Origin of the sequence: Pandoraea apista (genome assembly GCF_001465595.2) — a bacterium.
In the GTDB taxonomy this organism is placed as follows: Bacteria; Pseudomonadota; Gammaproteobacteria; order Burkholderiales; family Burkholderiaceae; genus Pandoraea; species Pandoraea apista.
The window spans coordinates 2,363,177-2,389,916 of the sequence record NZ_CP013481.2; the positions used below are offsets into that span (position 1 = coordinate 2,363,177).

At 62.0% G+C, this 26,740-nt stretch carries 22 protein-coding genes, 1 tRNA gene and 1 other RNA gene; 19 read left to right on the top strand and 5 right to left on the bottom strand.

Annotated elements, in window-relative coordinates; genetic code table 11:
• The first annotated feature begins 23 nt into the window (after positions 1–23).
• The 4 genes from AT395_RS11005 (at position 24) to AT395_RS11020 (ending at position 3,419) form a co-directional block, all read left to right on the top strand.
• Positions 24–1,274, top strand: a complete 1,251-nt coding sequence (locus AT395_RS11005; RefSeq protein ID WP_039368437.1) for an aspartate kinase — start codon at positions 24–26, stop codon at positions 1,272–1,274.
• Positions 1,275–1,502: 228 nt separating this feature from the next.
• Positions 1,503–1,596 (top strand) — tRNA-Ser (locus tag AT395_RS11010).
• Between the two features lie 121 nt (positions 1,597–1,717).
• On the top strand, positions 1,718–2,059 hold the full coding sequence (locus AT395_RS11015; RefSeq protein WP_039368410.1) for an FKBP-type peptidyl-prolyl cis-trans isomerase: 342 nt from the start codon (positions 1,718–1,720) through the stop codon (positions 2,057–2,059).
• 133 nt (positions 2,060–2,192) lie between these two features.
• The gene (locus tag AT395_RS11020) at positions 2,193–3,419 is read left to right on the top strand and encodes an MFS transporter (protein WP_072632820.1); all 1,227 of its coding nucleotides are present in this window, start codon (positions 2,193–2,195) and stop codon (positions 3,417–3,419) included.
• 68 nt (positions 3,420–3,487) lie between these two features.
• Here AT395_RS11020 and AT395_RS11025 read toward each other — a convergent pair whose 3' ends face one another.
• Entirely contained in the window at positions 3,488–4,378 is an 891-nt protein-coding gene (locus AT395_RS11025) for an aspartyl/asparaginyl beta-hydroxylase domain-containing protein (protein WP_231606133.1), read from the bottom strand.
• A gap of 454 nt (positions 4,379–4,832) precedes the next feature.
• On the opposite strand from AT395_RS11025, the gene AT395_RS11030 reads away from it, so the two are divergent.
• The 5 genes from AT395_RS11030 (at position 4,833) to AT395_RS11050 (ending at position 11,521) form a co-directional block, all read left to right on the top strand.
• Positions 4,833–6,719 carry an extracellular solute-binding protein gene (locus AT395_RS11030; protein WP_082118022.1) on the top strand — a complete coding sequence of 629 codons (1,887 nt, stop codon included), beginning with the start codon at positions 4,833–4,835 and terminating at the stop codon, positions 6,717–6,719.
• A gap of 44 nt (positions 6,720–6,763) precedes the next feature.
• Positions 6,764–7,819, top strand: coding sequence for a microcin C ABC transporter permease YejB (locus tag AT395_RS11035; protein ID WP_042115522.1), 1,056 nt, complete (start codon positions 6,764–6,766; stop codon positions 7,817–7,819).
• 1 nt (position 7,820) lies between these two features.
• Positions 7,821–8,927: an ABC transporter permease gene (locus AT395_RS11040; RefSeq protein WP_048629246.1), complete on the top strand. Its 1,107-nt coding sequence runs from the start codon at positions 7,821–7,823 to the stop codon at positions 8,925–8,927.
• Positions 8,924–10,519: an ABC transporter ATP-binding protein gene (locus AT395_RS11045; protein ID WP_048629247.1), complete on the top strand. Its 1,596-nt coding sequence runs from the start codon at positions 8,924–8,926 to the stop codon at positions 10,517–10,519. The genes AT395_RS11040 and AT395_RS11045 overlap by 4 nt, the downstream gene beginning before the upstream one ends.
• Before the next feature lie 309 nt (positions 10,520–10,828).
• Positions 10,829–11,521 carry a C40 family peptidase gene (locus tag AT395_RS11050; protein WP_082164813.1) on the top strand — a complete coding sequence of 231 codons (693 nt, stop codon included), beginning with the start codon at positions 10,829–10,831 and terminating at the stop codon, positions 11,519–11,521.
• A gap of 227 nt (positions 11,522–11,748) precedes the next feature.
• Here the strand turns inward: AT395_RS11050 and AT395_RS11055 are convergent, their stop codons facing one another.
• On the bottom strand, positions 11,749–12,795 hold the full coding sequence (locus AT395_RS11055) for a patatin-like phospholipase family protein (RefSeq protein ID WP_376738386.1): 1,047 nt from the start codon (positions 12,793–12,795) through the stop codon (positions 11,749–11,751).
• Between the two features lie 512 nt (positions 12,796–13,307).
• On the opposite strand from AT395_RS11055, the gene AT395_RS11060 reads away from it, so the two are divergent.
• Entirely contained in the window at positions 13,308–14,363 is a 1,056-nt protein-coding gene (locus AT395_RS11060; RefSeq protein ID WP_052765565.1) for a Fe(3+) ABC transporter substrate-binding protein, read from the top strand.
• A 249-nt stretch (positions 14,364–14,612) separates the two neighbouring features.
• On the opposite strand, the gene AT395_RS11065 is transcribed toward AT395_RS11060, so the two are convergent.
• The 3 genes from AT395_RS11065 to trxA form a co-directional block, all read right to left on the bottom strand.
• Positions 14,613–15,626, bottom strand: coding sequence for a tetratricopeptide repeat protein (locus AT395_RS11065; protein WP_048629249.1), 1,014 nt, complete (start codon positions 15,624–15,626; stop codon positions 14,613–14,615).
• Between the two features lie 223 nt (positions 15,627–15,849).
• Positions 15,850–17,112 carry a transcription termination factor Rho gene (gene rho, locus AT395_RS11070; protein WP_042115527.1) on the bottom strand — a complete coding sequence of 421 codons (1,263 nt, stop codon included), beginning with the start codon at positions 17,110–17,112 and terminating at the stop codon, positions 15,850–15,852.
• A 189-nt stretch (positions 17,113–17,301) separates the two neighbouring features.
• Positions 17,302–17,628: a thioredoxin TrxA gene (gene trxA / locus AT395_RS11075; protein WP_042115528.1), complete on the bottom strand. Its 327-nt coding sequence runs from the start codon at positions 17,626–17,628 to the stop codon at positions 17,302–17,304.
• Positions 17,629–17,919: 291 nt separating this feature from the next.
• Between trxA and ffs the strand changes: the two genes are divergently transcribed.
• The 9 genes from ffs to AT395_RS11125 all read left to right on the top strand — a co-directional run bounded on the left by ffs (position 17,920) and on the right by AT395_RS11125 (position 26,734).
• An RNA gene (ffs, locus tag AT395_RS11080) (signal recognition particle sRNA small type) lies at positions 17,920–18,018 on the top strand.
• 302 nt (positions 18,019–18,320) lie between these two features.
• On the top strand, positions 18,321–20,213 hold the full coding sequence (gene dnaX, locus AT395_RS11085; protein WP_048629250.1) for a DNA polymerase III subunit gamma/tau: 1,893 nt from the start codon (positions 18,321–18,323) through the stop codon (positions 20,211–20,213).
• Between the two features lie 102 nt (positions 20,214–20,315).
• Positions 20,316–20,642, top strand: coding sequence for a YbaB/EbfC family nucleoid-associated protein (locus AT395_RS11090; protein ID WP_010807314.1), 327 nt, complete (start codon positions 20,316–20,318; stop codon positions 20,640–20,642).
• A gap of 34 nt (positions 20,643–20,676) precedes the next feature.
• Positions 20,677–21,273 (top strand): recombination mediator RecR, encoded by a 597-nt coding sequence (gene recR / locus AT395_RS11095; RefSeq protein WP_042115530.1) that lies wholly within the window; start codon positions 20,677–20,679, stop codon positions 21,271–21,273.
• 250 nt (positions 21,274–21,523) lie between these two features.
• Complete coding sequence (locus AT395_RS11100) at positions 21,524–22,882, top strand: sigma-54 dependent transcriptional regulator (RefSeq protein ID WP_042115531.1); 1,359 nt, start codon at positions 21,524–21,526, stop codon at positions 22,880–22,882.
• A gap of 740 nt (positions 22,883–23,622) precedes the next feature.
• The gene (locus AT395_RS11110) at positions 23,623–24,159 is read left to right on the top strand and encodes a hypothetical protein (RefSeq protein ID WP_042115533.1); all 537 of its coding nucleotides are present in this window, start codon (positions 23,623–23,625) and stop codon (positions 24,157–24,159) included.
• 5 nt (positions 24,160–24,164) lie between these two features.
• A complete protein-coding gene (locus AT395_RS11115) occupies positions 24,165–24,677 on the top strand; it encodes a hypothetical protein (RefSeq protein ID WP_124988526.1) in 513 nt (170 codons plus the stop codon).
• Positions 24,674–25,324 (top strand): hypothetical protein, encoded by a 651-nt coding sequence (locus tag AT395_RS11120; RefSeq protein ID WP_072632821.1) that lies wholly within the window; start codon positions 24,674–24,676, stop codon positions 25,322–25,324. The genes AT395_RS11115 and AT395_RS11120 overlap by 4 nt, the downstream gene beginning before the upstream one ends.
• Before the next feature lie 30 nt (positions 25,325–25,354).
• Positions 25,355–26,734: a hypothetical protein gene (locus AT395_RS11125; protein WP_053086384.1), complete on the top strand. Its 1,380-nt coding sequence runs from the start codon at positions 25,355–25,357 to the stop codon at positions 26,732–26,734.
• Positions 26,735–26,740: the final 6 nt, after the last annotated feature.

Sequence of the window (26,740 nt, forward strand, 5' to 3'; positions counted from 1 at the left end):
TAAATCAATGTGTTAGCAATGTTATGGCTCTGATCGTACACAAATACGGCGGCACGTCGATGGGCTCGGTGGAGCGCATCAAGAATGTCGCCAAGCGCGTGGCCAAGTGGCATAAGGCCGGTCACAAGATGGTGGTGGTGCCGTCGGCAATGTCCGGCGAGACCAATCGTCTGCTGGGTCTGGCGAAAGAAATTTCGGCCCACCCGGATCCGCGCGAACTCGACGCCATTGCCGCCACGGGCGAGCAGGTGAGCGTTGGCCTGCTGGCGATGGCGCTTAAAGAAGCGGGTGTCGACGCCGTGAGCTACGCCGGCTGGCAAGTACCGATCAAGACAGACAGCGCTTTCACGAAAGCCCGTATTTCGGAAATCGACGATACGCGCGTGATGGCCGATCTCAACGCGGGCCGCGTGGTCGTCATTACCGGTTTCCAGGGGATCGATCCGAACGGCAACGTGACGACGCTGGGGCGGGGTGGCTCGGACACCTCGGCGGTGGCAGTCGCTGCCGCACTGAAGGCCGACGAGTGCCTGATCTACACCGATGTCGATGGCGTCTACACGACCGACCCGCGCGTGGTGGACGAAGCACGCCGACTCGACAAGGTCACTTTCGAAGAGATGCTGGAAATGGCCAGCCTCGGCTCGAAGGTCCTGCAGATCCGCTCGGTGGAGTTTGCCGGCAAGTACCAGGTCAAGACTCGTGTGCTTTCGAGCCTGACCGATCCGATGATTGCGCTCGACGAAGAAGCGCGCTCGGGCACGCTGATTACTTTTGAGGAAGACGAACAAATGGAAAAGGCCATCATCTCGGGTATCGCATTCCAGCGCGACGAGGCCAAGATCACCGTGCGCGGCGTGCCGGACCGTCCGGGCATCGCGTATCAGATCCTCGGCCCGATCGCCGACGCGAACATCGATGTCGACATGATCATCCAGAACCTGAGCGTGGAAGGGAAGACCGACTTCACGTTCACCGTGCCGCGCGGCGACTATCAACGCGCCATGACGCTGCTGCAAAGCGATGTGCAGGGCCACATCGGCGCTGCCGAAGTCGTGGGCGACCCGAAGGTGTCGAAGGTGTCGATCGTCGGCGTGGGTATGCGCTCGCACGTCGGCATCGCCAGCAAGGCGTTCCGCACGCTCTCGGAAGAGGGCATCAACATTCAGCTCATCTCGACCTCGGAGATCAAGATCTCCGTGCTGATCGACGAAAAGTACATGGAGCTGGCGGTACGCGCGCTGCACAAGGCATTCGAACTCGATCAGGCGTAAGCGATCATCGATCGAGTCGAAATATCGCGTCGCGTGTTTGCGTAGGGCATGCGGCGCGTAGCGCGAAATTCGCGCTGAGATGCGGGGAAAACTCCCCGAACGTGTCGAGTGCATGACACCTGCGCAAAAAAAGTTGGATTTTGATGCGCATAATATTTGACGGCATCGAGAACAGTAGGTAATATCACGCCTTCGTTACATCACCTCCCTGATGTGACGACAAGTTTGGGAGACGTGGCCGAGAGGTCGAAGGCACTCCCCTGCTAAGGGAGCATCTGGGCCAAAACCTGGATCGAGGGTTCGAATCCCTCCGTCTCCGCCAAGTCGCCTTGGCGGAACACCCCCGGCTCTTCGCGGAGAGCCGGGGGTTTTTTCTTTCCCGAGTTCGCGCGTTGGCGATACCTTGCGCGTCGATACCATCTCTTCTTCGAGCGAGGACAACGATGTCGATCATCACCACCGATTCCGGCCTGCAATACGACGATCTGCAAGTGGGCGACGGCACCGAAGCCACGCCGGGCAAGACCGTCACCGTTCACTACACGGGTTGGCTGACCGACGGCAAGAAATTCGATTCCAGCAAAGACCGTAACGACCCGTTCGCCTTCGTGCTCGGCGGCGGCATGGTCATTCGCGGTTGGGACGAGGGCGTTGCCGGCATGAAGGTCGGCGGCAAGCGCAAGCTGGTCATTCCGCCCGAACTGGGCTACGGCGCACGCGGCGCCGGCGGCGTGATTCCGCCCAACGCAACGCTGGTCTTCGAGGTCGAACTGTTGGACGTCTGAACGATCGAATGCCGTAACGAAAACGGCATCGTCGATCCCACAGACACCCCCGGTGCCTCGCAGGCACCGGGGGTGTTGTCTTTTCCGTGGGTCATCGTCACGAGCGTTGACCTCACAAAGGAGCCTTTACGAGGTGTCTCACTCAGTAACGTCGGTTTCCAGATTCTGGTTTCCCTTCTCGCTTGTGCTCTTCGAGTTCGCCGTCTACATCTCGAACGACATGATCATGCCCGGCATGCCGCTGGTCACGCGTGAGTTCGGTGCGTCGGCGGACATGACCACGCTGGCGCTCACCGCTGCCATGCTCGGCAACGCCAGCCTGCAATGGCTGCTCGGACCGCTGGCCGATCGTTTCGGACGCCGTCGCGTGCTGCTCTCGGGGCTCGCGATGTTCGTCATGGCGTGTCTTGCCATGCACTACGTGCAGACCATGCCGCAATTCATCGTGCTGCGTTTCCTTCAGGGCATGGGCTGCTGTTTCGTGCTGACGGTGGGATATCCGACCGTGCATGAAGCGTTCGAAGAGAAGACGGCGGTTCGCGTCATGGCGCTCATGGCGAATGTCTCGTTGCTCTCGCCGCTCTTCGGGCCGCTGGCGGGCGCTGCGGTAGTGTCGTACTGGCCGTGGCGCAGTATCTTCTGGCTGATCGCCATCGTGGCCGTGTTCTCGTTCATCGGGCTGTATCGCACCATGCCGGAACTCTCTCGGCATGACCGGGGCGCGCTGAACGCGAAACAACTCTGGGCGGGCTACAAGCTGCCGCTCTCGAGCGCCCGCTTCTGGCGGGGTGCGGTGCTCACGGGGATTGCCGTCACGCCGCTGCTTACGTGGATCGCACTCGGTCCTGTGTTCCTGATCGAGCGCGCCGGACTGTCGCAGATGCAGTATGCCGTGCTGCAAGTGCCGGTATTCGCCGCGTTGATTCTCGGCAATGTGCTACTCGCCCGTCAGGTCGGCCGATGGTCCAACGGCCGATTGCTTGCGACGGGCGTGGCTGCCATGCTGATCGGTGCGGCGGTATCGCTGATCGGCACGGCGATTCTGGCGCCGGGGTACCCGGCGTTGCTCATCGGCACGTCGCTGCACGCGTTCGGCATGGGCATGTGCTACGGCGTCGTCTATCGGCAGTCGCTGTTCGCGGTGGACAGCCCGAATCGCGCAACGGTCGCGGGCATGCTGAGCATGATCACCATCGTTGTCGCGGTGGCGGTGATCGAGGCAATGAAGGTGGCGTATCTCCATTTCGGGGATGCTGCGCTTGGTATTGGCGCGATGATGGCCGCGGCGCTCGTCGCTGTGCTCGCTGCGAACTTCGTGCCGCCGCCCGCGCAGGACGCCCTGGCGCAACCGGGACGCTAGCCGTCTGCCGGGCATGAAATGAAAAACGCCAGCGGAACGTTCGCTGGCGTTTTTTTATGTGCGGTGTCTCAGCCGTGTGCGCGTTCGTCGGTGACGGCTTCGCGACGATGCACTTCCGCGTGCGAGCCGTGTGCTACCGGATCAGCCTCGGGCGCATTGGCCGCCAGCGTGCCCGCAGCGTTTTGAGTCGTTGCGGTGGGTGCGGCGTAGTAGTCGCGCTCCCACTTCTCGTGATTGGTCTTCGCTTGCTGCAATTCCGGTGTGAGCGGGGCGAAGGCCAGCAGCAGCTTGTTGAGCCAGGACACCGGGACTTTGCAGGGGCGCTCGAAGTCGACGAACAGCACCACACGGGTTTCGTCGGTGTCGTTGTGGACTTGATGCGGGTACGCGTCGTCGAAGATCACCGCGCGATTCGCCTGCCAGACATAGCGCTGGCCATCGACTTCGATCCAGCAGTGCTCACGCTGGCGCGGCACCTTCAGCGCGAGGTGCAGGCGCAGCACGCCGTTGTACGGGCCGCGATGCAGCGGGATCTGCTTGCCGGGCGAGAGGATGGAGAAGAACGCCGTGCGCAACCCGGGAATGCCTTCGAGGGCGCGCGCCGTGGCCGGACAGCGGGCGAGATTTCGCTCGGCACGCATGCCGTAGCCGAGAAACACGAAGGTCTGCCACTGATGGTCTTGCGTGATGGTGGCGACGTCGGGCGAGATCTCGTGAAATGCGGGCAGACGCCCCGGGGTGGCCAGCACGGCTTCGAGCTCTTTGGCGATCGCCGGCGCTTGCGCTTCGAGGGCATCGACCCAGGGGAACTGAGCGTTATCGAAGATGGGCTTGTCGCCGACCAGCGAGCCGTGAGCGATGCGGCGTTGTGCGGATTCAACACACTGAAAGAAAAATTTGGCGAGCCAGCGGGGAAGAGTACGGTTGGGGTTCTGCACGGGCGATCGTGTAGCACTCAACGTCGGCCTCCAGGGCGGAAATGAGGGAACCGGGCCGGCGGGCATGTGTCTTTCAGTGCGGTGAACGCCGGGCTTTTGGGTACAATTGTCGCGCGGTCCGGCCGTGCCGCCAAGCCTCATGCGGGAAATGTGCGTGGCGGTGTGGTTACGAGACGTTACCAGATGTCGCGGCCAAGCGAAGGGGGAGGGCCGGCGGCGTCCCGGCCCCGGCAGGCAGTCAGGCGTTTGCGCCGACCAACACAGGAGACGCATGAAAGCGCGCACAACACGGCATCCACACACCACGCGGAGTTCGCTTCGCGGCTTCGTGTTTTCTCTGGCTTCCAAGGCGTTTCCGACGTCGCGCGCTTGTCTCGATGTGTCATCTGCCGCCGCCTCGTGCGCCCGCACCGAGCGCTTGCGCGACCGCCCCGGCAGGGTTTGTCGCCGGTGGCGTGCGCTGACATGGGTTCCGATGCTCTTGACGGGCCTTCTGCTGGCGCCCATGGCGCATGCCAAGTACGCTATCGCGCAATACGGTGAGCCCAAGTATCCGGAGGGATTCACGCACTTCGACTACGTCAATCCGGACGCGCCGCGTGGCGGCACGCTAACATTGGCCAATCCCGATCGTCGCACCAGCTTCGACAAATTCAACCCGTTCACGCTGCGTGGCACGTCGCCGCCGGGCGTGGCCGGTCTCATGTTCGAGACGCTCGGCATTGGCAGCGCGGATGAACCGGCGACCGTCTACGGCCTGCTCGCCGACGATATCGCCGTGGCTGCCGATGGCGCCTCGGTCACGTTCCACATCAATCCGGCGGCACGTTTCAACAACGGCGACGCGGTCAGCGCGCAGGACGTCAAGTACTCCTTCGATACCCTGATGAGTCCGCAGGCGGCACCGGGCTTCAAGGTCATGCTCTCTGACGTGAAGGGGGTGACGGTTCTTGACAACCGCCGCGTGCGCTTCGACTTTCGACGCGTGAGTCCCGACCTGCCGCTGCTCGTGGCCTCGGTGCCGGTCTTCTCGCCGAAGTGGGGCGTGGGAGCCGATGGCAAACGCAAGGCGTTCGATGCGCTGACGTTCGAGACGCCGGTGGCGAGTGGCCCCTATCTGATCGAGTCGTACGACGGCGGCCGGCGTATCACCTTCCGGCGCGATCCGAAGTACTGGGGGAATCATCTCCCGGTGCGGCGCGGCACCTATAACTTCGATCGCATCGTCTACAAACTGTACTCCGACGACATCGTGCGGCTCGAAGGCTTCAAGGCGGGCGAGTTCGACGCGATCACCGAGTATCGTGCGCGAAGCTGGGTGCGCAGTTACGTGGGCAAGCGTTTCCGCGACGGCGAACTGATCAAGCGTGAGTTCGTCCACCACAATGCGGCCGGCATGCAAGGGTTCATTCTGAACCTGCGGCGCGACATGTTCCGCGACGTGCGCGTGCGCCGCGCGCTCGATCTCGCGCTCGACTACCAGTGGCTCAACCGGCAACTGTTCTACAACCAGTATCAGCGCATCTACAGCTATTTCACCAACGGCGATCTCGCGGCGCGCGGCATGCCTAGCGCGGCAGAGTTGAAGCTGCTCGAGCCGCTGCGCAACAAGCTCGATCCGGCAGTGTTCGGGCCGATGGTCGTGCAGCCGACGACTACGCCGCCCGCGAGCCTGCGCGAGAATCTGCGCGAGGCGCGGGCGTTGTTGGCGCAAGCCGGATGGACCTATCGCGACGGTGCGTTGCGTAACGCGAAGGGCGAGCCGTTCGTGTTCGAGTTTCTCGACGACGGCGGTTCGATGGGACCGGTCGCGTCCGCTTACGCGCGTAATCTCGCGAAGCTCGGCATCACGCTGAACTTCCGCACGAGTGATTTTGCGTTGTATCAGAAGCGCATCGAGACGTTCGACTTCGACATGATTTCGCTGCGCTATCCCGATTCGCAGATTCCGGGCACCGAATTGATCGACCGGTTCGGCAGTCAGTCGGCCAATGTGGAAGGCTCGGATAACGTCATCGGTCTCAAAGACCCCGCCGTCGATGCCCTGCTGACTGCGCTGGTACGCGCGCATACCTACGAGGATCTCGTGGCCTCGGCGCGCGCGCTCGATCGCGTGCTGATGCACGGCTACTACATCGTGCCGCACTGGTTCTCGTCGACGCATCGCATGGCGTACCAGCAATATCTGCGCTTCCCGGAAACACTGCCGCTGTACTACACCGCAGAGGGCTGGCTCGTGTCGATGTGGTGGGATTCGCGTGCGGGGCAGGGCAAGGCGGCTACGACGGGTGGGGCGACATCACAGGCATCCCCGGCATCCCCGTTGGCCGGCGCATCTGCTGCGTCTGCGGTATCCCGATAGATTCTCCCTGAGCGCCAGGTACCGACAGGAGCTGTTCCCCAACCATGTGGTCCTACATACTCAAACGTCTGCTGATCATGATCCCGACGTTGCTCGGCGTGATCACGCTCACCTTCGTCGTTATTCAATTCGTGCCGGGTGGGCCGGTCGAGCAGGTGATGCTCGAACTCAAGGGCCGGGGTGGTGGCGGTGAGGCGAGCGGTGGCGGAGGCGGTAGCGATTATCGCGGACGCCGCGGTATCGACGCGCAGCAGCTCGCACAGATCAAGGCGCTCTACGGCTTCGACAAGACCCCGGCGGAGCGCTACTGGCTGATGCTCAAACGCTTCGCGAAATTCGATCTCGGCGAGAGTTACTTCCGTCATCAGAGCGTGTGGTCGTTGATTGTCTCGAAGCTGCCGGTATCGATTTCTCTCGGGCTATGGACGTTTTTCCTCACATACCTGATATCGGTGCCGTTGGGCATTGCCAAGGCGGTACGCAACGGGTCCCGTTTCGACACGCTCACGAGTCTGGTCGTGCTCGTGGGCTATGCGATTCCGGGCTTCGTGCTCGGGGTGTTGCTGCTGGTGCTCTTCGGCGGTGGCACGTTCTGGCAGGTGTTCCCGTTGCGCGAGCTTGTCTCCGATAACTGGAGCGATTTGTCGTGGCCGGCAAAGATTACCGATTATCTGTGGCACATCACGCTGCCGGTGACGGCGTCGGTCGTTGGCAGTTTCGCGGTAATCACCATGCTCACGAAGAATGCCTTCCTCGACGAAATTCGCCGGCAGTATGTGCTGACGGCGCGCGCCAAAGGGCTCTCCGAGCGCAAGGTACTGTTCAAGCATGTCTTTCGTAACGCGTTGATTCCGCTGATTACCGGTTTCCCGGCGGCCTTCATCGGTGCGTTCTTCGCCGGGTCTTTGCTGATCGAGACGCTGTTCTCGCTCGACGGTCTCGGTCGCCTGTCGTACGAATCGGTGCAGCGTCGCGACTATCCGGTCGTGCTCGGCTCGCTGTATCTGTTCACGCTCATCGGCTTGCTCACCAAGCTCATCTCCGACCTGTGCTACGTGCTGGTCGACCCGCGCATTCAATTCGATCGAGTGGAGCACTGACGTGACCCGATCCGCCACGCCATCGCCACGCCCATCGCCGTTCGCCTCATCGCCCGCGCCATCGCGCGCGCCGCGCTGGCGTGTGTGGCGGCGCTTTCGCAGCCATCGCATGGGTTATTGGAGCCTCATCGCGTTTGTTGTGCTGTTCGGCATCAGCCTGTTTGCCGAAGTCATCGCCAACGACAAGCCGTGGGTCGTTCGCTACGAAGGGCAATGGTATTTCCCGCTCGTGAAGACGTACCCCGAATCGACCTTCGGCGGCGACTTCCCGACACCGACCGATTACCTCGACCCGTTCATCGAGGGGCGGATTCGCTCGGGCGAGAACTTCGCGATCTACCCGCCAGTGCGCTATAGCTACGACACCATCAACTATTTTGCGAAGGTGCCCAATCCTGCGCCCCCGTCCTCGGAGAACTGGCTGGGTACGGACGATCGCGGGCGAGACGTCTTCTCTCGGCTGCTCTACGGGTTCCGGCTCTCGGTGATCTTCGCGCTGGCGTTGACTGTCTCGGGTACCTTGCTTGGGGTGCTGGCCGGTGCCGTGCAGGGCTTTTACGGCGGGCGCATCGATCTGACGCTGCAACGCCTGATCGAAATCTGGGGATCGCTGCCCGAGCTGTATCTGCTCATCATTTTTGCGTCGATCTTCGAGCCGCACCTCTGGCTGCTCTTCGTGCTGCTCTCGCTGTTCGGCTGGATCGGCTTGTCCGACTACGTGCGGGCCGAGTTTCTGCGCAATCGTCAGCTCGATTACGTGCGCGCGGCGCGGGCGATGGGATTATCGAACTGGCAGATCATCCGGCGTCACGTGCTGCCCAACAGCATGACGCCCGTCATCACGTTTCTGCCGTTCCGCATGAGCGGGGCGATTCTGGCGCTCACGAGTCTCGACTTTCTCGGACTCGGTGTGCCGCCACCCACGCCAAGCCTTGGCGAACTTCTCAACCAGGGCAAGGCAAATCTCGACGCGTGGTGGATTTCGCTGGCCACATTCGTGGTGCTGGTGCTCACGCTGTTGTTGCTCACGTTCATGGGAGACGCTTTACGCAACGCGCTGGATACGCGCGTTGCAGACAAGCAGGCTGCGGCCGGGGGGGCAATGTGAGCGGGCCGCTTCTCAGTATCGAAAACCTGTCGGTGCGCTTCGGCGACACCGACGCGGTGAAGGACATCAGCCTGGCCATCGAGCGGGGCGAGCGCGTCGCGCTGGTCGGTGAGTCGGGCTCGGGCAAGAGCGTGACGGCACTGGCCATTCTGCGCCTGTTGCAGGACGCCCAGATTCGCGGACGCATCCTGCTCGACGGCGTGGACCTGGCGTCGCTGAGCGAGCGCGCCATGCGCGGCGTACGCGGCAACGACGTTGCCATGATCTTCCAGGAGCCGATGACCGCGCTCAATCCGCTCTATCCGATTGGCGAGCAGATCGCGGAGGCGCTCGAGTTGCACGAGGGACTTTCTTCCCGAGATGCCAGGACGCGTGCGGTGGAGTTGCTGCGCCGTACCGGCATTCCCGAGCCGGAACGCCGCGTGTCGCACTTCCCGCATGAGCTGTCCGGCGGCCAGCGCCAGCGCGCCATGATTGCGATGGCGCTCGCGTGCCGTCCCAAGTTGCTGCTGGCAGACGAGCCGACCACGGCGCTCGATGTGACCATTCGTACACAGATCATCGAGCTGCTGCTCGAACTGCAACGCGACGCCGCCGAAAAGCGCGGTATGGCGGTGCTGCTCATTACGCACGATCTGAATCTGGTGCGGCGGTTCGCCCAACGCGTTGCGGTGATGGAAAAGGGCGTCCTCGTAGAGTGCGCCGATACGGAGACGCTCTTCGCGAATCCGCAGCATCCGTATACGAAGAAGCTCATCGATAGCCGTCCGCAACGTGAGATTCACCCCGTGCTGCCGATTGCGCCGGTGTTGCTCGAAGCGCGGGGCGTCACGGTGGATTACCCGACCGCACAGCCGGGGATGCGTGGCTGGTTCCGCCGCGGGCGGTTCCGGGCGGTGCATCCGGTCGATCTGGCCGTGCGTCAGGGGGAGACGCTCGGCGTGGTGGGTGAGTCGGGCTCGGGCAAGACGACGCTTGCCATGGCGTTGCTCGGGCTTCAGCACGCAAGCGCCGGGCAAATCGAGTTTCAGGGCGAACCACTTTCGTCCTATCGGGGTGCCGCGCAACGCACCTTGCGCTCACGCATGCAGATCGTGTTTCAGGACCCGTTTGGTTCGCTGTCGCCGCGCATGACCATCGAGGAGATTGTGGGGGAGGGGCTTGCCCTGCATCGTCCGGAGCAGACAGAGGACGAACGGCGCGCCCGTGTGGCGGACGTGTTGCGCGAAGTGGGGATCGATGCTCGTGCCATGTCGCGCTATCCGCACGAGTTCTCGGGCGGTCAACGGCAGCGGATTGCGATTGCGCGCGCGCTTGTCGTCGATCCGCAAATTCTTGTGCTCGACGAGCCGACCAGCGCGCTCGACGTCTCGATTCAGCAGCAGGTGCTCCATTTGCTTGCGCAATTGCAGATCAAGTACAACCTGAGCTACCTCTTCATCAGTCACGATCTGGCGGTCATGCGTGCCATGGCGCACCGTGTTCTGGTGTTCAAGGATGGGCATCTCGTGGAGCAGGGGGATACGGAGTCGGTATTTTTTGAGCCACAAAACGAGTACACCCGGGAATTGGTCGCGGCGGCCATGTTATAGGGCCGTGACGGGGCGATGAAACGTCACATAACGTCGCGCAACATCGGCTAAATCGCAAAGGCTTGATTGGTAATGAAAATTTTCTGATTGTGCTGATTGTTTTTTTCTATTACCTTTTGACATCATGTGACGTTCACATTACTATCGCGTACCAATTAAGTTGAATATTCAACGAGTTAACAGGTCAGTTCAGACGACAATTCCGGTGGTGTCTCGCCGGACGTGACTCGAAGATGTTCGACATCGCAGCATCCTGTTGCACCTGACGAGCTACTCATCGGCCATCCGACACACTCAACCCGGCGACCAATGCAGACGACGACCCCTTCGCGCACCCGCAAGACACTCCTTCTCGCGTTCACTGCCGCAGGCCTCGTCACCGCCTCGTTGACGGCGAAGGCTGACGATTACAACAATGGTCCGAGCCCCGCTGCCCGTGCCGCCGCCGCCATTCAGGCTAGCAACACTTCCCAAAATGCTACGAGCAACGTCACCGATGCCCCGCAGGCGGCGGTCGAAGAGTCGCGCGTGCAACGTGCACAGAAACTGCTCTCGAACGTTACCGACAAGGCGTCGGACGTCGTACTTGGCGCGCTGAATTACATTGGCGTTCGCTATAAGTACGGTGGCAATACGCCGGATAGCGGTCTGGATTGCAGCGGTTTCGTGCGCTACGTGTTCCAGGACACGCTCAATTTCATGCTGCCGCGCCGCTCGGAAGAAATGAGTCAGGTGGGTGAACGCATTGCCAAGACCGATCTGAAGCCGGGCGATCTGGTGTTCTTCAACACGATGCGCCGCAGCTTCTCGCACGTCGGTATCTATATTGGCGGCGACAAGTTCGTGCACGCCCCGGCCACCGGCGGCAAGATCCGCGTGGAAGACCTGCGCGAGTCGTACTGGTCCGCGCGCTATAACGGTGCCCGCCGTGTCGAAACGCTCAAGGCGAGTGCAGAACTCACGCGTGTCGAGCAGCTCTTCAAGAACGACCATCCGATGTAAGTCGCGATGTCGGCCTGTCCCACCGATTCGGCGGGCGGCGACGCGAACGAAAAAGCCGCCCACTTGGGCGGCTTTTCTTTTGGCGTGTCTATTGGTCTATTGAATGGAGGGCGGCGATGGTGCCGGCGCGGGGCGGTGGGCTTGCCTGCCGCCGGGCTAGACGTGGCGAGCCCTCTTTCCCGATTGAGGGCGAGAGCGGCTGCCTCGGCGCGATTCTCGGCAATACGTCAGCGCGAGGCCTGCGGCACGCCACGCGTGGCGTCTGTCTGCGCATCGGCTAACTTACGCTGAATTTCCGGCCACATTTTCGCCACGGCTTCCTCGCCGGCCAGAATGGCGCGATTGCGGCCCTGAAAGTCAGAGGCGGCCATCTTTGCCAGCGACGGACGGATCACCACGTCCGCATTCTTCTCCAGTTCATACTGCTTGATCGACTGACCCATGATCGTGAACGTCTGCATAAGGATGTCGAACTGGCCCTGCGTGGCTTGTGCCGTCGGATTGGCGGAGATGTCGACCGCGATCACGAAGTCGGCGCCCATCTGGCGGGCGTACTCGGCCGGTACGGGGGCAACGAGGCCGCCGTCGACATAATCGCGCGAGCCGATGTGTACGGGTTCGAACACGCCCGGCACGCTGCTCGAGGCGCGTACGGCCTGGCCGGTATTGCCGCGACGGAACAGGATCGGTGCGCCGCTCTGCAAGTCGGTGGCCACAATGCCTAACTGACGCGGCATCTGTTCGATCGGACGATCCTTGAGGATCTTGTTGACGTAGGACTGTAGCGCCTCGCCGCGCAACATGCCGCGCGAACGGAAGGGCATTGTCCAGTCGCTGATCGACGCTTCATCCATCGTCGAGGCGAGACGATTGAGCTGGAAGCCGTTCAAGCCGGAAGCGTACATGGCGCCAACGACGCTGCCCGCGCTGGTGCCGACCACGATGTCCGCATGGATACCACGGGCTTCCAGTGCTTTGATCACCCCCACATGGGCGAAGCCACGGGCCGCGCCGCCGCCGAGTGCCAGACCGATCTTGAGCGGTCGCACGATTTTGGGCGGGGCGATGGGGGCGGCCGGAGCGGTTGGCGTTTGTGCGACCGACGGCGCGGGGCTGACGGGCGTAGCAGGGGCATTGCCCTGCGAGACGACCGGCGGTGCGCTAGCGCACCCGGCGAGCACGGTGGCCACCACGAGGGCGCTCAGGGTTGTACGCGGGGAGGTGACGGCCCGGCGGCACACCGAGTCGGATGCGAGGGGAGTAGAAGGCGACATGGTGGGGGCGCTGTCGGCGCTCGGCGTGAGCGCGTGGCGCAGAATTTGAATCAAGGACAACAAGGGGAAACTCCGGCAAGGCAGGACTGACGCTCGCAGTGCCGTTGATCGTTAGGATGGGAGGCTGCTGCGGCGCGCGTCGACGCGCAATTTTACGGCGATTGGAGCGGTGCGGGCGCAATTCAGTTCACTTTTCGAGGGGGATCTCGATGTGAGGGGACTTGTCATGGAACCTTTTCTATCGTTGCCCGTCTTATCAGCCGCAACACGCATGTCACATCGAGATTTGCCGGTGCCTCGACGCTCGAATCGCGGCATGTCCCGCCCGCCGCATGGAACGTCGCTTCCTCTCGCCGCGCATCGCTTCGCATCCCACGTATCGCCGAAGATCCAGCTTCTCTATTCTCGATAGTGAATATTGAAACCAATGAGAATGGGAATCATTTGTGTTTATGGGTGTTTTTCATTATGCTGTTCCTCTCTACGAAACTGCGACTGCGGGGGAATGGCCCATGAAGACGAAGACGATCGGTAAATTGGCGCGACTGACGGTGCTCGGCACCACGATGGCGGCGGCGTTCGGTGCACACGCGGACACCAACGGCGTGCTGAATCTATACTCGGCGCGTCACTATCAGACCGACGAGCAGCTTTTCGGCACGTTCACCAAGCAGACTGGCATCAAGATCAATCGTATCGAAGCGGACGACGCGGCATTGCTGGAACGCCTGAAGAGCGAGGGCGCCAAGAGCCCGGCAGACGTCATTCTGATGGTCGACGCAGCACGTCTGGCGAAAGCCGACGAAGCAGGACTGTTCCAGCCGACCAAATCGGCCACGCTCGATGCCCGCATTCCGGCCAAGCTGCACGCCGCGAGCACCAAGGCGGGCACGGACTGGTACGGCTTTTCGACGCGCGCCCGCGTGATCGTCTACAACAAGGACAAGGTCGACCCGAAGACGGTGCAAACGTACACTTCGCTCGCCGATCCGTCGCACAAGGGGCAGGTCTGCACACGCTCAGGCTCGCATCCGTACATGCTCTCGCTGGTCGGCGCACTGATCGCCCGTGAAGGCGCTCAGGCAACGCAGAAGTGGGCCGAAGGCATGGTGGCGAACTTTGCCCGCGCGCCGCGCGGTGGCGACACCGATCAGATCAAGGCCGTGGCGACCGGCGAGTGCGGTGTGGCACTGGCGAACTCTTACTATTACGTGCGCATGGCGCGCTCGGACAAACCGGAAGATAAGGCCCTGATGTCGAAGGTCGGCTTCATCTGGCCGGATCAGGCGGGCAAGGGCACTCATGTGAACGTGGCGGGCGCCGGCGTTGCCAAGCATGCCCCGAACCAAGCCAACGCCGTGAAATTCCTCGAGTATCTGGCGAGCGATGAAGCACAACAGTACTTTGCGAACGGTAACAACGAGTGGCCAGCCGTAACGACGACCAAGGTCGACAACCCGGCGCTCGCCGCGTTGGGCGATTTCAAGGCGGAAGACGTGCCCATCGGCGTGATCGCAAAGAATCTGCCGGAAGCACAACGTATTCTGGATCGGGCCGGCTATAAGTAAGCGGGGGCGGGCGGCTGCCTTTTGAATCTATGCCGCCCTCCGTACGCAGCCCTCCATACGCCATCCTCCAGACGGATCGGCGCCCCTTTCCGCCTCTCAGACATAAACCCAACTCGCTGCAGAAAGGGGCGCCGATCCGTCTCCGCTCGTTGGGTTGCGGCCGGGTGCGACAGCACCGGGAAGCACTCGGATCACTGATCTGCCCCCTCCGTTCCCGGTTGGACGCCTGTCCAACTGGTGGCGACCTCCTCAGTCGACCTCTTCCTCTGCCTCTTCGCCCGGCTGATACATGTGGTAATCGCCCGTCGCGTAAACACCTTTGTAGGGCGTGGGCGACTCGTCTTCATGATCGACGGGGTGCGTTTCGACAATGCGCAGCGATTCGCGGACTTGCGGCGGCTCGCATTCGGCAATCAAGCGCAACGCCTCGGCTTCATCGTCGGCCACGACATCGTAGGTGGTGACGAACTCGGGCGCGGGACCGTCCGGATCTTCGTCTTCCAACGGCTCATACCATTGGCCCTCTACGATCAGATGCATCGCACGCGCGGTGTCCGACTGAGCGTCGCGCGCGGCACGCAGCGCCCACAGGGCAGCGTCGCTCCACTTGTACAGTTGGACGGCTTCCAGCGCAGAGGCGAGCGCCTTGTCGTTCTCACCCGTCTGTTTGTAGGCAAGCGACAACTCGGCAACGACGTCGGCCATCGAAACATGACTGCCTTCGTCATCAGCCTCCTGCTTGTGCAGTGCCTCGTATGTCGTAATGGCAGCCTTCGGTTCACCTTGCGCATTGAAAAGATGCATGCGCAGGGCGATGGCGTTTTCGATGAAGGCGCGACCGGCCTGTGCCAGATGCGGGCTTTCCAGCACGCGATCGAGACGCGTCTGCGCAGACGCGAAGTCGCCATGACGGGCCAGAGCGTTGGCGTGGTTGAAGTCGACAATCACGAGGTCTTCGTCCGGCGCGCAGTTGCCTGCGGCCTCGTACGCCTCGACGGCGGCAGGGAAGCGCCCGAGATCGGAGCGGTAATTGCCGAGCAATTGCCAAAGCAGCCAGACGCCCGGCGCATGGGCAACGCCAGCTTCCAGCACGGCCACCGCCTGTTCCATTTCGTCCATGTCGGCGTAGGCCATTGCCTGCACCTCATAGGCGCCCGAGTACTGCATTGACTCGAGCCGTTTGCCGATTTCCAGGGCCGACTCGGGATCGCCGGCTTCCAGGTGGGCAAAGGCTTCGGCCATCAATTCGTCTTGCTCGGACATTGCAATTTCTCCTTCGGGAACAGCTTTGGGGGAGGCGTGCCGGCGGCCAGCGCGCGGCATCGTCCCATCATATAACAGTCATCGTGACAGCTCGAACCGCACCGGCTTGAGGTGCGATGGTGCTGAAACGGGCGGTAAGCAGGGGAGTGGGCGCTGAGAATGCGCCGTAAAGAAAAAGCCGCGACATTCGCCGCGGCTTTTCGCTTGATGCACCGGGACGGAATCAGCCGCCGCGGCGCATCAGGTCGAAGAACTCTGCGTTGTTCTTCGTCTGCTTGATCTTGCCAAGCAGGAATTCCATGGCTTCAGCCTCGTCCATGTCGTAGATGAGCTTGCGCAGCACCCAGATCTTCTGGAGGATTTCCGGCTTGATGAGCAGTTCTTCGCGGCGCGTGCCCGACTTGTTCAGGTTGATCGACGGGTAGACGCGCTTTTCCGCAAGGCGGCGCTCAAGGTGCACTTCCATGTTGCCCGTGCCCTTGAATTCTTCATAGATCACGTCGTCCATGCGGCTGCCAGTCTCGATCAGCGCCGTGGCGATGATGGTGAGCGAGCCGCCTTCCTCGACGTTACGCGCCGCGCCGAAGAAGCGCTTCGGGCGTTGCAATGCATTGGCGTCGACACCGCCGGTGAGCACTTTGCCCGATGCCGGAATCACGGTGTTGTAGGCGCGAGCCAGACGCGTAATCGAGTCGAGCAGAATGATCACGTCTTGCTTCATTTCGATCAGGCGCTTGGCCTTCTCGATCACCATTTCGGCAACCTGGACGTGACGTGTAGCCGGTTCGTCGAACGTTGAAGCGATCACTTCGCCCTTCACCGAACGCTGCATTTCGGTCACTTCTTCCGGGCGCTCGTCGATGAGCAGCACGAAAAGCTTGGCTTCCGGATGGTTGGTGGCAATGGCGTGAGCGATGTGTTGCAGCATCACGGTCTTGCCCGACTTCGGCGAGGCCACGAGCAGACCGCGCTGACCCTTGCCGATCGGGGCAATCATGTCGATGATGCGGCCCGTCACGTTCTCTTCACCTCGAATGTCGCGCTCGAGCAGCAGCGGCTTGTTCGGGTGCAGCGGCGTGAGGTTCTCGAACATGATCTTATGTTTCGAGGCCTCGGGCGGGTGGTCGTTGACCTTGTCGACCTTCACGAGCGCGAAATAACGCTCGCCGTCCTTCGGTGTGCGCACTTCCCCTTCGATCGTATCTCCGGTATGCAGGTTGAAACGACGGATCTGCGACGGGCTGATATAGATATCGTCCGTGCTGGCCAGATACGACGTCTCGGGCGAGCGCAGGAAACCGAAGCCATCCGGCAGCACCTCGAGCGTACCGTCGCCATAGATCGTTTCGCCGGTCTTAGCGCGCTTCTTCAGAATGGCGAACATCAGCTCCTGCTTGCGAAGGCGGTTGGCGTTCTCGATCTCGAGGCCATTCGCCATTTCAAGCAGTTCGGAGACGTGCTGGGACTTTAGTTCGGATAAATGCATACGGAGGTGCCGTCCGTTGGACGACAAGTGAAGGATCAGGGAAAAAAGATGAGCGAACGCTCGAAGAACTTTGGGATGCTTTTCGCCGGATTATATAGCAAGCAGCGCGGGGCGCAAGCGCTGTGCCCATTGTTGGGCACCGGGGTGTCGCACAGTGACGACAAAGGCCCCGGCTGCCCTTGGCTCAGATTACAGATGCTGGTCGAGGAATGCGGTCAGTTGACCCTTGGCCAGCGCGCCGACCTTCTGGCCAGCAACAGCGCCATTCTTGAACAGGATCAGCGTCGGGATACCGCGAATGCCGAACTTGGTCGGCGTCGCCTGGTTGTCATCGACGTTCATCTTGGCGATCTGCACTTTGTCGCCATATTCCTTGGCCACGTCTTCCAGGATCGGGGCGATCATCTTGCACGGACCGCACCATTCTGCCCAGAAATCGAGAAGGACCGGCTTGTCGGAATTCAAAACGTCCGCGTCGAAGCTGGCGTCGGAGATGTGCTTGATTTGTTCGCTCATGAGTAAAGTTGCCTCGTCTGACTATTCGGAAACGACCGGCGAAAATGGCTCGCTTTCACCGACGCTGGAGATGCCACCCGGTATTTCCAGGCGTCCATTCTCCATATGGAGGCTGCAATCGCGTGCTTCAATAGCGGGCGCCAATGCAGTTTGTGCCCATCTTAGCGGAAATCGCAAACGCTTGCGCGCAGTGCCTCACGTGCCGCGACACCGCCAGCGGGCTCTCGTATATGACCCCTTCGCGGAAATTGCGCTTCTGTTGACGCGTCGACTCTGGTAGAATTCTTTCCTGACGGGCCTCCTCGCATGGTGGCGCGGCCAATCTGGTCAGGTCGGGAACGAAGCAGCCACAGCCGTTTTCTACCAGTGCCGAGGGTCAGGCTCGTCACCTACCTCTTTGTTTTATCGATGTTCTCCGCGCATTCTGCGCAAATTTCCCGCTCGCTTGAAACCGTCATTTGCCGTCGCCATTTCGATGGGGCGTGACGCCATTACCATGCTCTGCGTACGCTCACCGGCGATGGGGGCGAGTGTTGATTCCCCGCGTATCGCGTGGACCGGATGCGCTTGGTAGAATCGCGCAACATTTTTTTCTATCGCGCCGATAGCCTGCCGGAACTGACGGGCTTCAGACGCCTGATCGGGCGTTGACTTCGGTGCGGAAGCCCACCGCCGAACTGTTACAATTTGGCATGACCTATCAAGTACTCGCGCGCAAATGGCGCCCCAAAGGCTTCTCGACCCTGGTGGGCCAGGAGCATGTCGTGCGTGCGTTGACGCACGCGCTCGAGCAACAGCGTCTGCATCACGCGTATTTGTTTACCGGCACGCGCGGCGTTGGCAAGACCACGCTATCGCGCATTCTGGCCAAGGCGCTCAATTGCGAGACGGGGATCACGGCGCAGCCGTGCGGCGTTTGCAAGGCCTGTCGCGCCATCGACGAAGGGCGTTTCGTCGATTACGTGGAAATGGACGCGGCGTCGAATCGCGGTGTCGACGAGATGACGTCGCTGCTTGAGAAGGCCGTCTACGCACCGGCGGATGCGCGCTTCAAGGTCTATATGATCGACGAAGTGCACATGCTCACGGGCCACGCGTTCAACGCGATGCTCAAGACGCTGGAAGAGCCGCCCGCGCATGTCAAATTCATTCTCGCGACGACCGATCCGCAAAAGATCCCGGTCACCGTACTTTCCCGCTGCCTGCAATTCAATCTGAAGCAGATGCCGGCGGGACACATCGTGTCGCATCTCACGAACATTCTCGGCGAAGAAGGCATCGAGAGCGAGCCGCAGGCGTTGCGTCTGCTCGCCAAGGCGGCTGGCGGCAGCATGCGCGACGCCTTGTCGCTCACCGATCAGGCCATTGCGTACGCGGCGGGGCCGCTAAGCGAGACTGCCGTGCGCGGCATGCTCGGCGCGATCGATCAGAGCGTGCTGGTGCGTCTGCTCGATGCCCTGAAGGACGAGTCTCGCACCGACCTGCTGGCCGTCGCCGACGAGATGGCCGAGCGCAGTTTCTCGTTTGCCGCCGGATTGCAGGATCTGGGCAGCTTGCTGCACAAAATTGCATTGGCACAATACGCGCCGCAAGCGGTTTCCGACGACTGGCCCGAAGCGGCGGACGTACGCCGTCTGGCGGAGGCGCTGTCACCCGAGGCTGTCCAGCTCTATTACCAGATCGCCACACGTGCACGCGGCGAACTTGGCCTGGCGCCCGACGAATACACCGGTTTTTCGATGGCTTTGCTGCGCATGGCCGCGTTCACCCCGTTGCTCGCAGGCGGCACGCTTGCCGAGCCGCCAACGCCGCAAGCGACGGGTGCCGCGCGCGCCTTGGCACCTGCCGCCGCGCCGTCGCGGGCGCCGATGTCGGAACCGTCGCGTGCCGCTGCGCCACCTGCGGCTACGCCGGCGCAGCCCGAGGTGCGTCGCGCCCCGGCAGCCCGTACTAGCGCGCCGACCGACGGTGCGCCGATGTCACCTGCCCGCGCCGCACTCGCCGCGCTCAATGCTGGGCGGAAGGGCACGGCAGGGCGCGCCGGGAGCGGTGCCGCCAGTGCGAACCGTGGCAGCGCGTCGCGTGCCTCGGACGATGCGCCGGCCGGTGCCGATCCAGAGCCCGAGCCTGCCGGATCGGCCGCGCCTGCACCAGCGCCTGCCGCGCCGCCGAGAGCGTGTGTCTATCGTGAAGCCGATGGCGTCGCGCCAGTCTTTACCGGCGAATGGCCGGCATTGGCTGCCGAACTTCCGGCACGCGGCCTCGCCCAGCAACTGGCGTTTCAAAGCGAGCTGACGGAAGTGGCGGGGCGCGCGTTGCATTTGCGCGTGCCGTTGCGTCAACTGGCCGACGCGGCCACCACCGACAAGCTGCGTCAGGTGCTCTCCGAGCACTTGGGCGTCGAGGTGCAGTTACAAGTCGAACTGGGCCAGGTCGGCACGACGGCAGCGTCGCTTGCCGCGGAAGCGGCGGCGGCGCGTCAACGGGCGGCGGAACAGGCGATTGCCGACGATCCGCTCGTGCGTGAATTGATCGACGAATTCGACGCGCAGATCCTGCCGGGCAGCATTCGCCCGGTACAATAAGCAAATTCGCTATCGCGAAACGGCACGGGGTTTTCGAATTTTTCTCCCAAACGCGCGTTACATACGCTGCACGCCCCTCATACGATTTACTCAGGAGTCAAGATGCTGAAAGGAAACATCGCGGGTCTGATGAAACAGGCTCAGCAAATGCAGGAAAACATGAAGAAGGCGCAGGAGCAGCTGGCCCAGATCGAAGTCGAGGGTCAGTCGGGCGCCGGGCTGGTCAAGGTGGTGATGACGTGCAAGAACGATGTGCGTCGCGTGACCATCGATCCGAGCCTGCTGGCAGACGACAAGGACATGCTCGAGGATCTGGTGGCGGCTGCGTTCAACGACGCCGTTCGCAAGGCCGAAGCCACCGCGCAGGAAAAGATGGGCGGGCTGACCGCTGGTCTGCCGCTGCCGCCGGGCTTCAAGATGCCGTTCTGAGCATCGCTCGCCAGTTTCAAGAGAAATACGACGCATGCCCCAGCTCTCGAGCCTGCAAGAACTCGTCGACGCCCTGCGCGCGTTGCCGGGTGTCGGTCCGAAGTCGGCCCAACGCATTGCTTATCACCTGCTGCAACGCGACCGCAAAGGCGCAGTGCGCCTGGGTGAGGCGCTGGTGCATGCCTCCGAGCAGATTCGCCATTGTGCGCGCTGCAACACATTTTCCGAAGTCGAAATCTGCGAGACGTGCCTCGATCCCGAGCGCGATACGAGCTTGTTGTGCGTGGTGGAAACGCCCGCCGACCAGAACATGCTCGAGCAGACGATGACCTTCAAGGGACTGTATTTCGTGCTCATGGGCCATCTCTCGCCGCTCGATGGCGTGGGGCCGGGTGAGATACATTTCGAGCAATTGATCCGCCGCGCCACCGACGGAGTGGTCAGGGAAGTGGTGCTTGCCACCAACTTCACCAACGAAGGCGAAGCCACCGCTCACTACCTCGGACAAATGCTCAAGGCCCGCGGCCTGCGCGTGAGCCGACTGGCGCGAGGCGTGCCCGTCGGAGGCGAGTTGGAGTACGTAGACGCCGGCACGATTGCCCGCGCAGTCCTCGACCGGCATACGCTCTGAGCATGACGCGCAAGTGACGATGTCCGCACTTGCGCGTAGGTACTGCTACTACTCATCCAATCGGATTAGCTGTTTTTCGCTATACCTGCGCATTCCCTCGTCTTCTAGACTGAACCTGCCGACTTGAGGACCCAATAGCAGGGGAAACCTTATAACTCTCAAGAGGCGTGGGGCCGTATACCTGTGATGCAGATCCGGTCGAAGACCAAAAATACTGCATGCAGGCACTGCTTAGGCAGGGAGTTAAGGTATGGCTAACGATACCGGGCGCACCCTGATTTATGCCTCCCGAAAGCATAACGATGGCTTGCTGTCGTTTTTGGGGGAGCAAGGCTGGCAAGTCATGCCGGCCAAGAGCGCCAGCGACGTCGGTCGCATTCTGAACCCGGGGGTCACCAGCGCAGCACTCATTGACCTGGCGAGCGGTTATAGCGACCGCGAGATGGGCGCATTCGAGTCCTGCATGCAACCTGCCACGGTTGGCTGGGTTGCGGCCACAAATCCCGAGCAACTTGCGACAACCGCGATTCGCCGGTTGATTCGCGATTACTGCTTCGACTACGTCAACGTTCCGTGCACAAACGATCAGCTCGCGCATTCGATCGGTCATGCGTGGGGCATGGCGTCGCTCTCGGAAGTGCCGACCTTCACGCCCCAAGTCGGTGGCGATCAGGAAATGGTCGGAACGTGCGAGGCGATGCAGCAACTTTTCCGCACCATCCGCAAGGTCGCCAATACCGACGCACCGGTGTTCATCTCGGGCGAGTCGGGCACGGGCAAGGAACTGACGGCGGTGGCAATTCACGAGCGTTCGATGCGTGCGAAAGGGCCATTCGTGGCGATCAATTGCGGAGCGATTCCTCCGCACCTGATGCAGTCCGAACTATTCGGCTACGAGCGCGGCGCTTTCACCGGCGCGAATGCCCGTAAGATCGGACGCGTGGAAGCCGCCAACGGCGGCACGCTGCTGCTCGACGAAATCGGCGATCTGCCGTTCGAGAGCCAGGCGAGCCTGCTGCGTTTCCTTCAGCAGGGCGCTATTGAGCGTCTGGGCGGTCACGAGGTCATTCCGGTCAACGTGCGCATCATCTCCGCGACGCACGTGGATCTGGAGGAAGCTGTCAAGGAAGGCCGTTTCCGCATGGATCTCTACCATCGCCTGTGTGTGCTGCGCGTGGAGGAACCGCCGCTGCGCGCGCGCGGACAAGATATCGAGATTCTCGCGCACCACGTGCTCCAACGCTTCAAAGGCGATAACCATCGCAAGATCCGCGGCTTCACGCAATGCGCGGTGCAGGCGATGTACGAATACCACTGGCCGGGTAACGTTCGCGAGCTGATCAATCGCGTGCGCCGCGCCATCGTCATGGCCGACAGCCGCACAATCTCAGCCAAGGATCTCGACTTGCTGCCGTGGGTGCCGACATTGGCACGCACGCTGGAAGAAATTCGCGCGGAGGCCGAACGAACGGCCATCGAGCAAGCACTGCTGCGTCACTGTCACCGGTTGACGGATGTGGCCGCAGAGCTGGGTATTTCACGCATTACCCTCTATCGGCTCATGTGCCGGTACGGATTGCGTGGTGACGAGTCGGGCGTGCCGGCCTGATATCTTCTGGCGAAGAGAGAGCGGCCGTCCTGTGATGAACAGGGCGGTCGTTTCTTTTTGGCCTCCTGACGATCGTCATGTCGATATGCCGGAATCGACGTAATTCACCAATGACGGCCCCGCTGCCGTCGCCAATCGAGAATGCTGCCATCGCCAATAAAGACGGGCGATTCGGGCGTTTTCAGCGATGTTCCTGCCACCCTTTTCCCATACGCATTGCGTTGTCTCGCATTTCGAGTGAACGCGTCCCGCGACGTTACCCGTGCCGGATGGCGATGGCGCATCGCGCGCTTCTCAAGTTCGCCCCGCCGCCATGTTTCTGGCTGTCGCCGCGCGGTAAAAAGCGGTACCAAGGGTTGTCCCGCGAACACATCAAAGATGAAACATCCGGCACGCCGCCCAGCGTCGTGCAGCGCGTGGCGCCATGTGACACCGCTGTGGCGATTTTCGGGAGACAAGCAAATTCGCCGCAAATCTGTCACATGAAACCCTTGTAAATCAGGCGTCTTCGGCATACGTCGCTACTCGCGCCGATATCGTTCGCAGTTCGGAATGTTTGTGCATCGCGCGATTTCGCCGTCATCCGCGGCCAGACGCAGTCCACGTATCAATGCTGAAACGTTTTCACACACATGTCCTCGCATGCCCACTGCTAGGAAAAATTAACGCCAATGATTTCAAACACTTAAGGTCGGTGGCACGGAAGTCGCTTTATTCAGTCGGGCAAGGAGGGCATAGCGATGCGAATTCTCACCAACGAAATGCAGTACCGCGTACGACAAGGCGTCAGCGCACTGAGCGCAGCCATCGTCGTGACGCTCGGTCTGTGTGCCGTGCCGGCGCAAGCACAGGATGTCTCGCGCTCGCCGCTCATGCACCTCGCGATGCTGACCGGTTCGATGATGCCGGCATCGTTTGGCACGACGGCACTGCCGGTAACGTCGATCTCCGACGCCGATGCCAGCGTCCTGCCGCCGGTAGCCGCACAGGCCCCGGCAGACGAAACCCCCGCCATTGCGAACCGCGACGAGGGTAACGGCGCCAGCGACTCAGGCATGCCGCTCGCGGCCCGTATCGACGACGAACAACTCGGAAGCCAGCGCGGCCGCAATCTGCAGGGCGGCGCGATGGTCAAGTCACCCGGAATGGCGCTCGCCAACGGCGTTACGTTGTGGGACGAACTGCCTGGCGCCGTGACGCCGACGCCGCGTCCGCAACAACTGTCGAACGGCGTGAACAACCTCCAGGTGACGCGTGTGACTTACACGACGCGGTGAACAAGATGACCCCACTCTCCATGACGCATGCCGGAAGTCTGCTCGCCACGATGATCGTGGCGCTGACCCCGGCGATGCTGCCCGGCCATGCCCATGCCGAACCGGCCACGCCGGGCGACATCGTGGTCGAGCGCGACATCGGCCCGGAGATCGCGTATCGCGGTCTGCCGCGCGTCGAGAATCCCATCGCCGTCTCGGTGCCGGCTTTCCCGACGGGGCCGTTCAACACCGCCATGGGGGCCGTCAATCAGGTCACCGATGGTGAGTTGACCGGCCGCGGCAATGCGGGCCTCGTGACGGGTGCAGTGCAGTCGGGCATCAACCCGGTGATGGGGGTACTCGTAGGCAATGCCCGGGGCGGTAACGCGCTGAATACCTCGAACGGCGTCGGTGGCGGATTTGGCGCCGGGGCGGGCGGTGGCGGCGGCATCGGCAGCATCGGCACGCTCGTGCCGTCGGTGATCGGCTCGGCGCTGGCACCGCTCACCAGTATTGGTGCGGCAGGAGCGGCGAAATGAGCGCACATCGTGGGTGGCGTGGCGCGCAGCGCGCCCTTCCTCTGGCGGTAGCGGCTTTGCTGGCGGCGTTCGCCGGCGTGTCGTCGGCACAGGATGTGTGGATCACGAACGGCGAACTCACAGGCACTCACGCGACTATCGAGAGCGGTGTGGCGGTAGGCGTGACGGGGGCGCTGGGCGTGAATCAGGCGGCCGGGGTCAATAACGCGCAGGCCAACAGCGCAGTGATCGCGAACGGCGGCGGGTTGACGGTCGGCGCGTCGAGCACCAATCAACAAGCCCTCGTCACGTCGACGACCGGCGCGGCCAGCGCCGCAATTCAAGGCAACGCATTTTCAGGCACCTCGGGGCTGACGCAAGTCAACCAGGCGAGCGGTGCCGGCAATCTTCAACGCAACGCGACCGTCATTGTGACCGGCGATGCGTCTGGAGTGGCGAGCGTATCGGATACGGCACTATCCGCTGCGATCTCCAAGGGTGGCCCGGCTGGGCGCGACAACCTCAACGATCACTTCCGCACGGCGTCGATTTCCGGTGACGCCTTCCGCGGTGCGAGCGGTGTGGTGCAAGTCAACCAGTCGGCTGGGATAGGCAATGTAACCGCAAATGTTTTTGTGCTCCGTCCCCCGGCGGGCACATCTTTTTAACTGGGTAACTCTCTCGTCAAGGAGATGGTCATGAAAACGAAAGCAATTGCAGCGGCTGCACTGCTGGTAGCAACGGGTAGCGCCCTGGCGTCGCCCAATCACCAGCAATATAGCTTCTCGTTCATCGGCAACGAGACCAACGTTCTGAACCTGGTCGGCATTTTCGGTCTGGTCGGCATTCGCGGTTGCGTCACGGTGGATAACACTGGCAACGCGGTCGTGCAAAGCAATCAGAGCGTAGACGTACATGGTGTGAATCTGAAGGGTCCGCTGCTTGGCACGTACACGACGGGCAAGGTGACGTACGGCGTTGATTCGAAGACCACGACGGTGTCGAATCAAGGCAGTGCTTACCTGATCGGCGGTTCGACGACCACGCACTACGACAATTCCACGTCGTGGGTAAACGCCAGCGCGAACGGCCACCTGAACACGAGTCAGTCGTTCCAGGCGGGTGCCGGTTATGTGGCAGGGCAGTCCAGCTCGGGTTCGGGCGGCTTCATCGCAGGTGGCGGGTATCAATACTCGAACATCGCTGGCGGTGGAGGCATCATCGGTGGTGGCGTACTTCCGCTGCCGGGCGGTTTTGCACTGTATGGCGGCTACCTTGTCGGTAACTTCGGTGCTGGTCAGGGCTCGGCCTGGGGCGGTTATGCCTATGGCCAGCAATCGCAGCAGGCTGCAGGGTTCCTGGCGGCAGGCTTCCTGAACACGCAGAAGAGCTTCGATGCGGCGTTCCATGCGGTCCTGAACCACGGCAGTGCATCGATCGAGAGTAATTCGATCGCGGCAGGCGCATTGTGGGGCTTCCAGGATACGTACATGAAGTCCACCACGTGGGAAAAGGGTGCGCTCACGCTCCACGTCAACACCTCGACATTGCAGACGATGGGCGCAACGCTCGGTAGTGGCGCGCTGGCTAACGCCAACGGCAACATCGGCGTGAACGTGGCAGCAGGTGCCGACAACGCGCAGGCCAACAACGTCGCGATCGCTTCGCTCAACGCTCAGCCGGTGTATGCCTCGGCACAGGTGTTCGCGAACCAGTCGTCGAAGGGCTCGGCCAGCATCTCGCAGTTCTATGTCAACTCCAGCGTGGGTGATGGTGCCCTCGCCGGTGCGACCGGGAATGTGGGTGTGAACGTGGCGTCGGGTGTGGGCAACGTGCAGCAAAATGGTCTGGCCGCCGCAGTCTCGCAAGGCGGAACCGGCTGGTTCAAGGGCGGTGCAGCCAACTCGACGGCACAAACCGACCAAACGGCAAGCATGAAGGCCTCGGGCGACTTCATCGCCAACGCATCGCTGGGCAATGGCGCACTCGCCTGGGCTAGCGGTAACGTCGGTGTGAACGTGGCTTCGGGTATCGGCAACGTGCAGGCCAACAGCCTCGCCATCTCGGCAATCAAGTGATGTCGC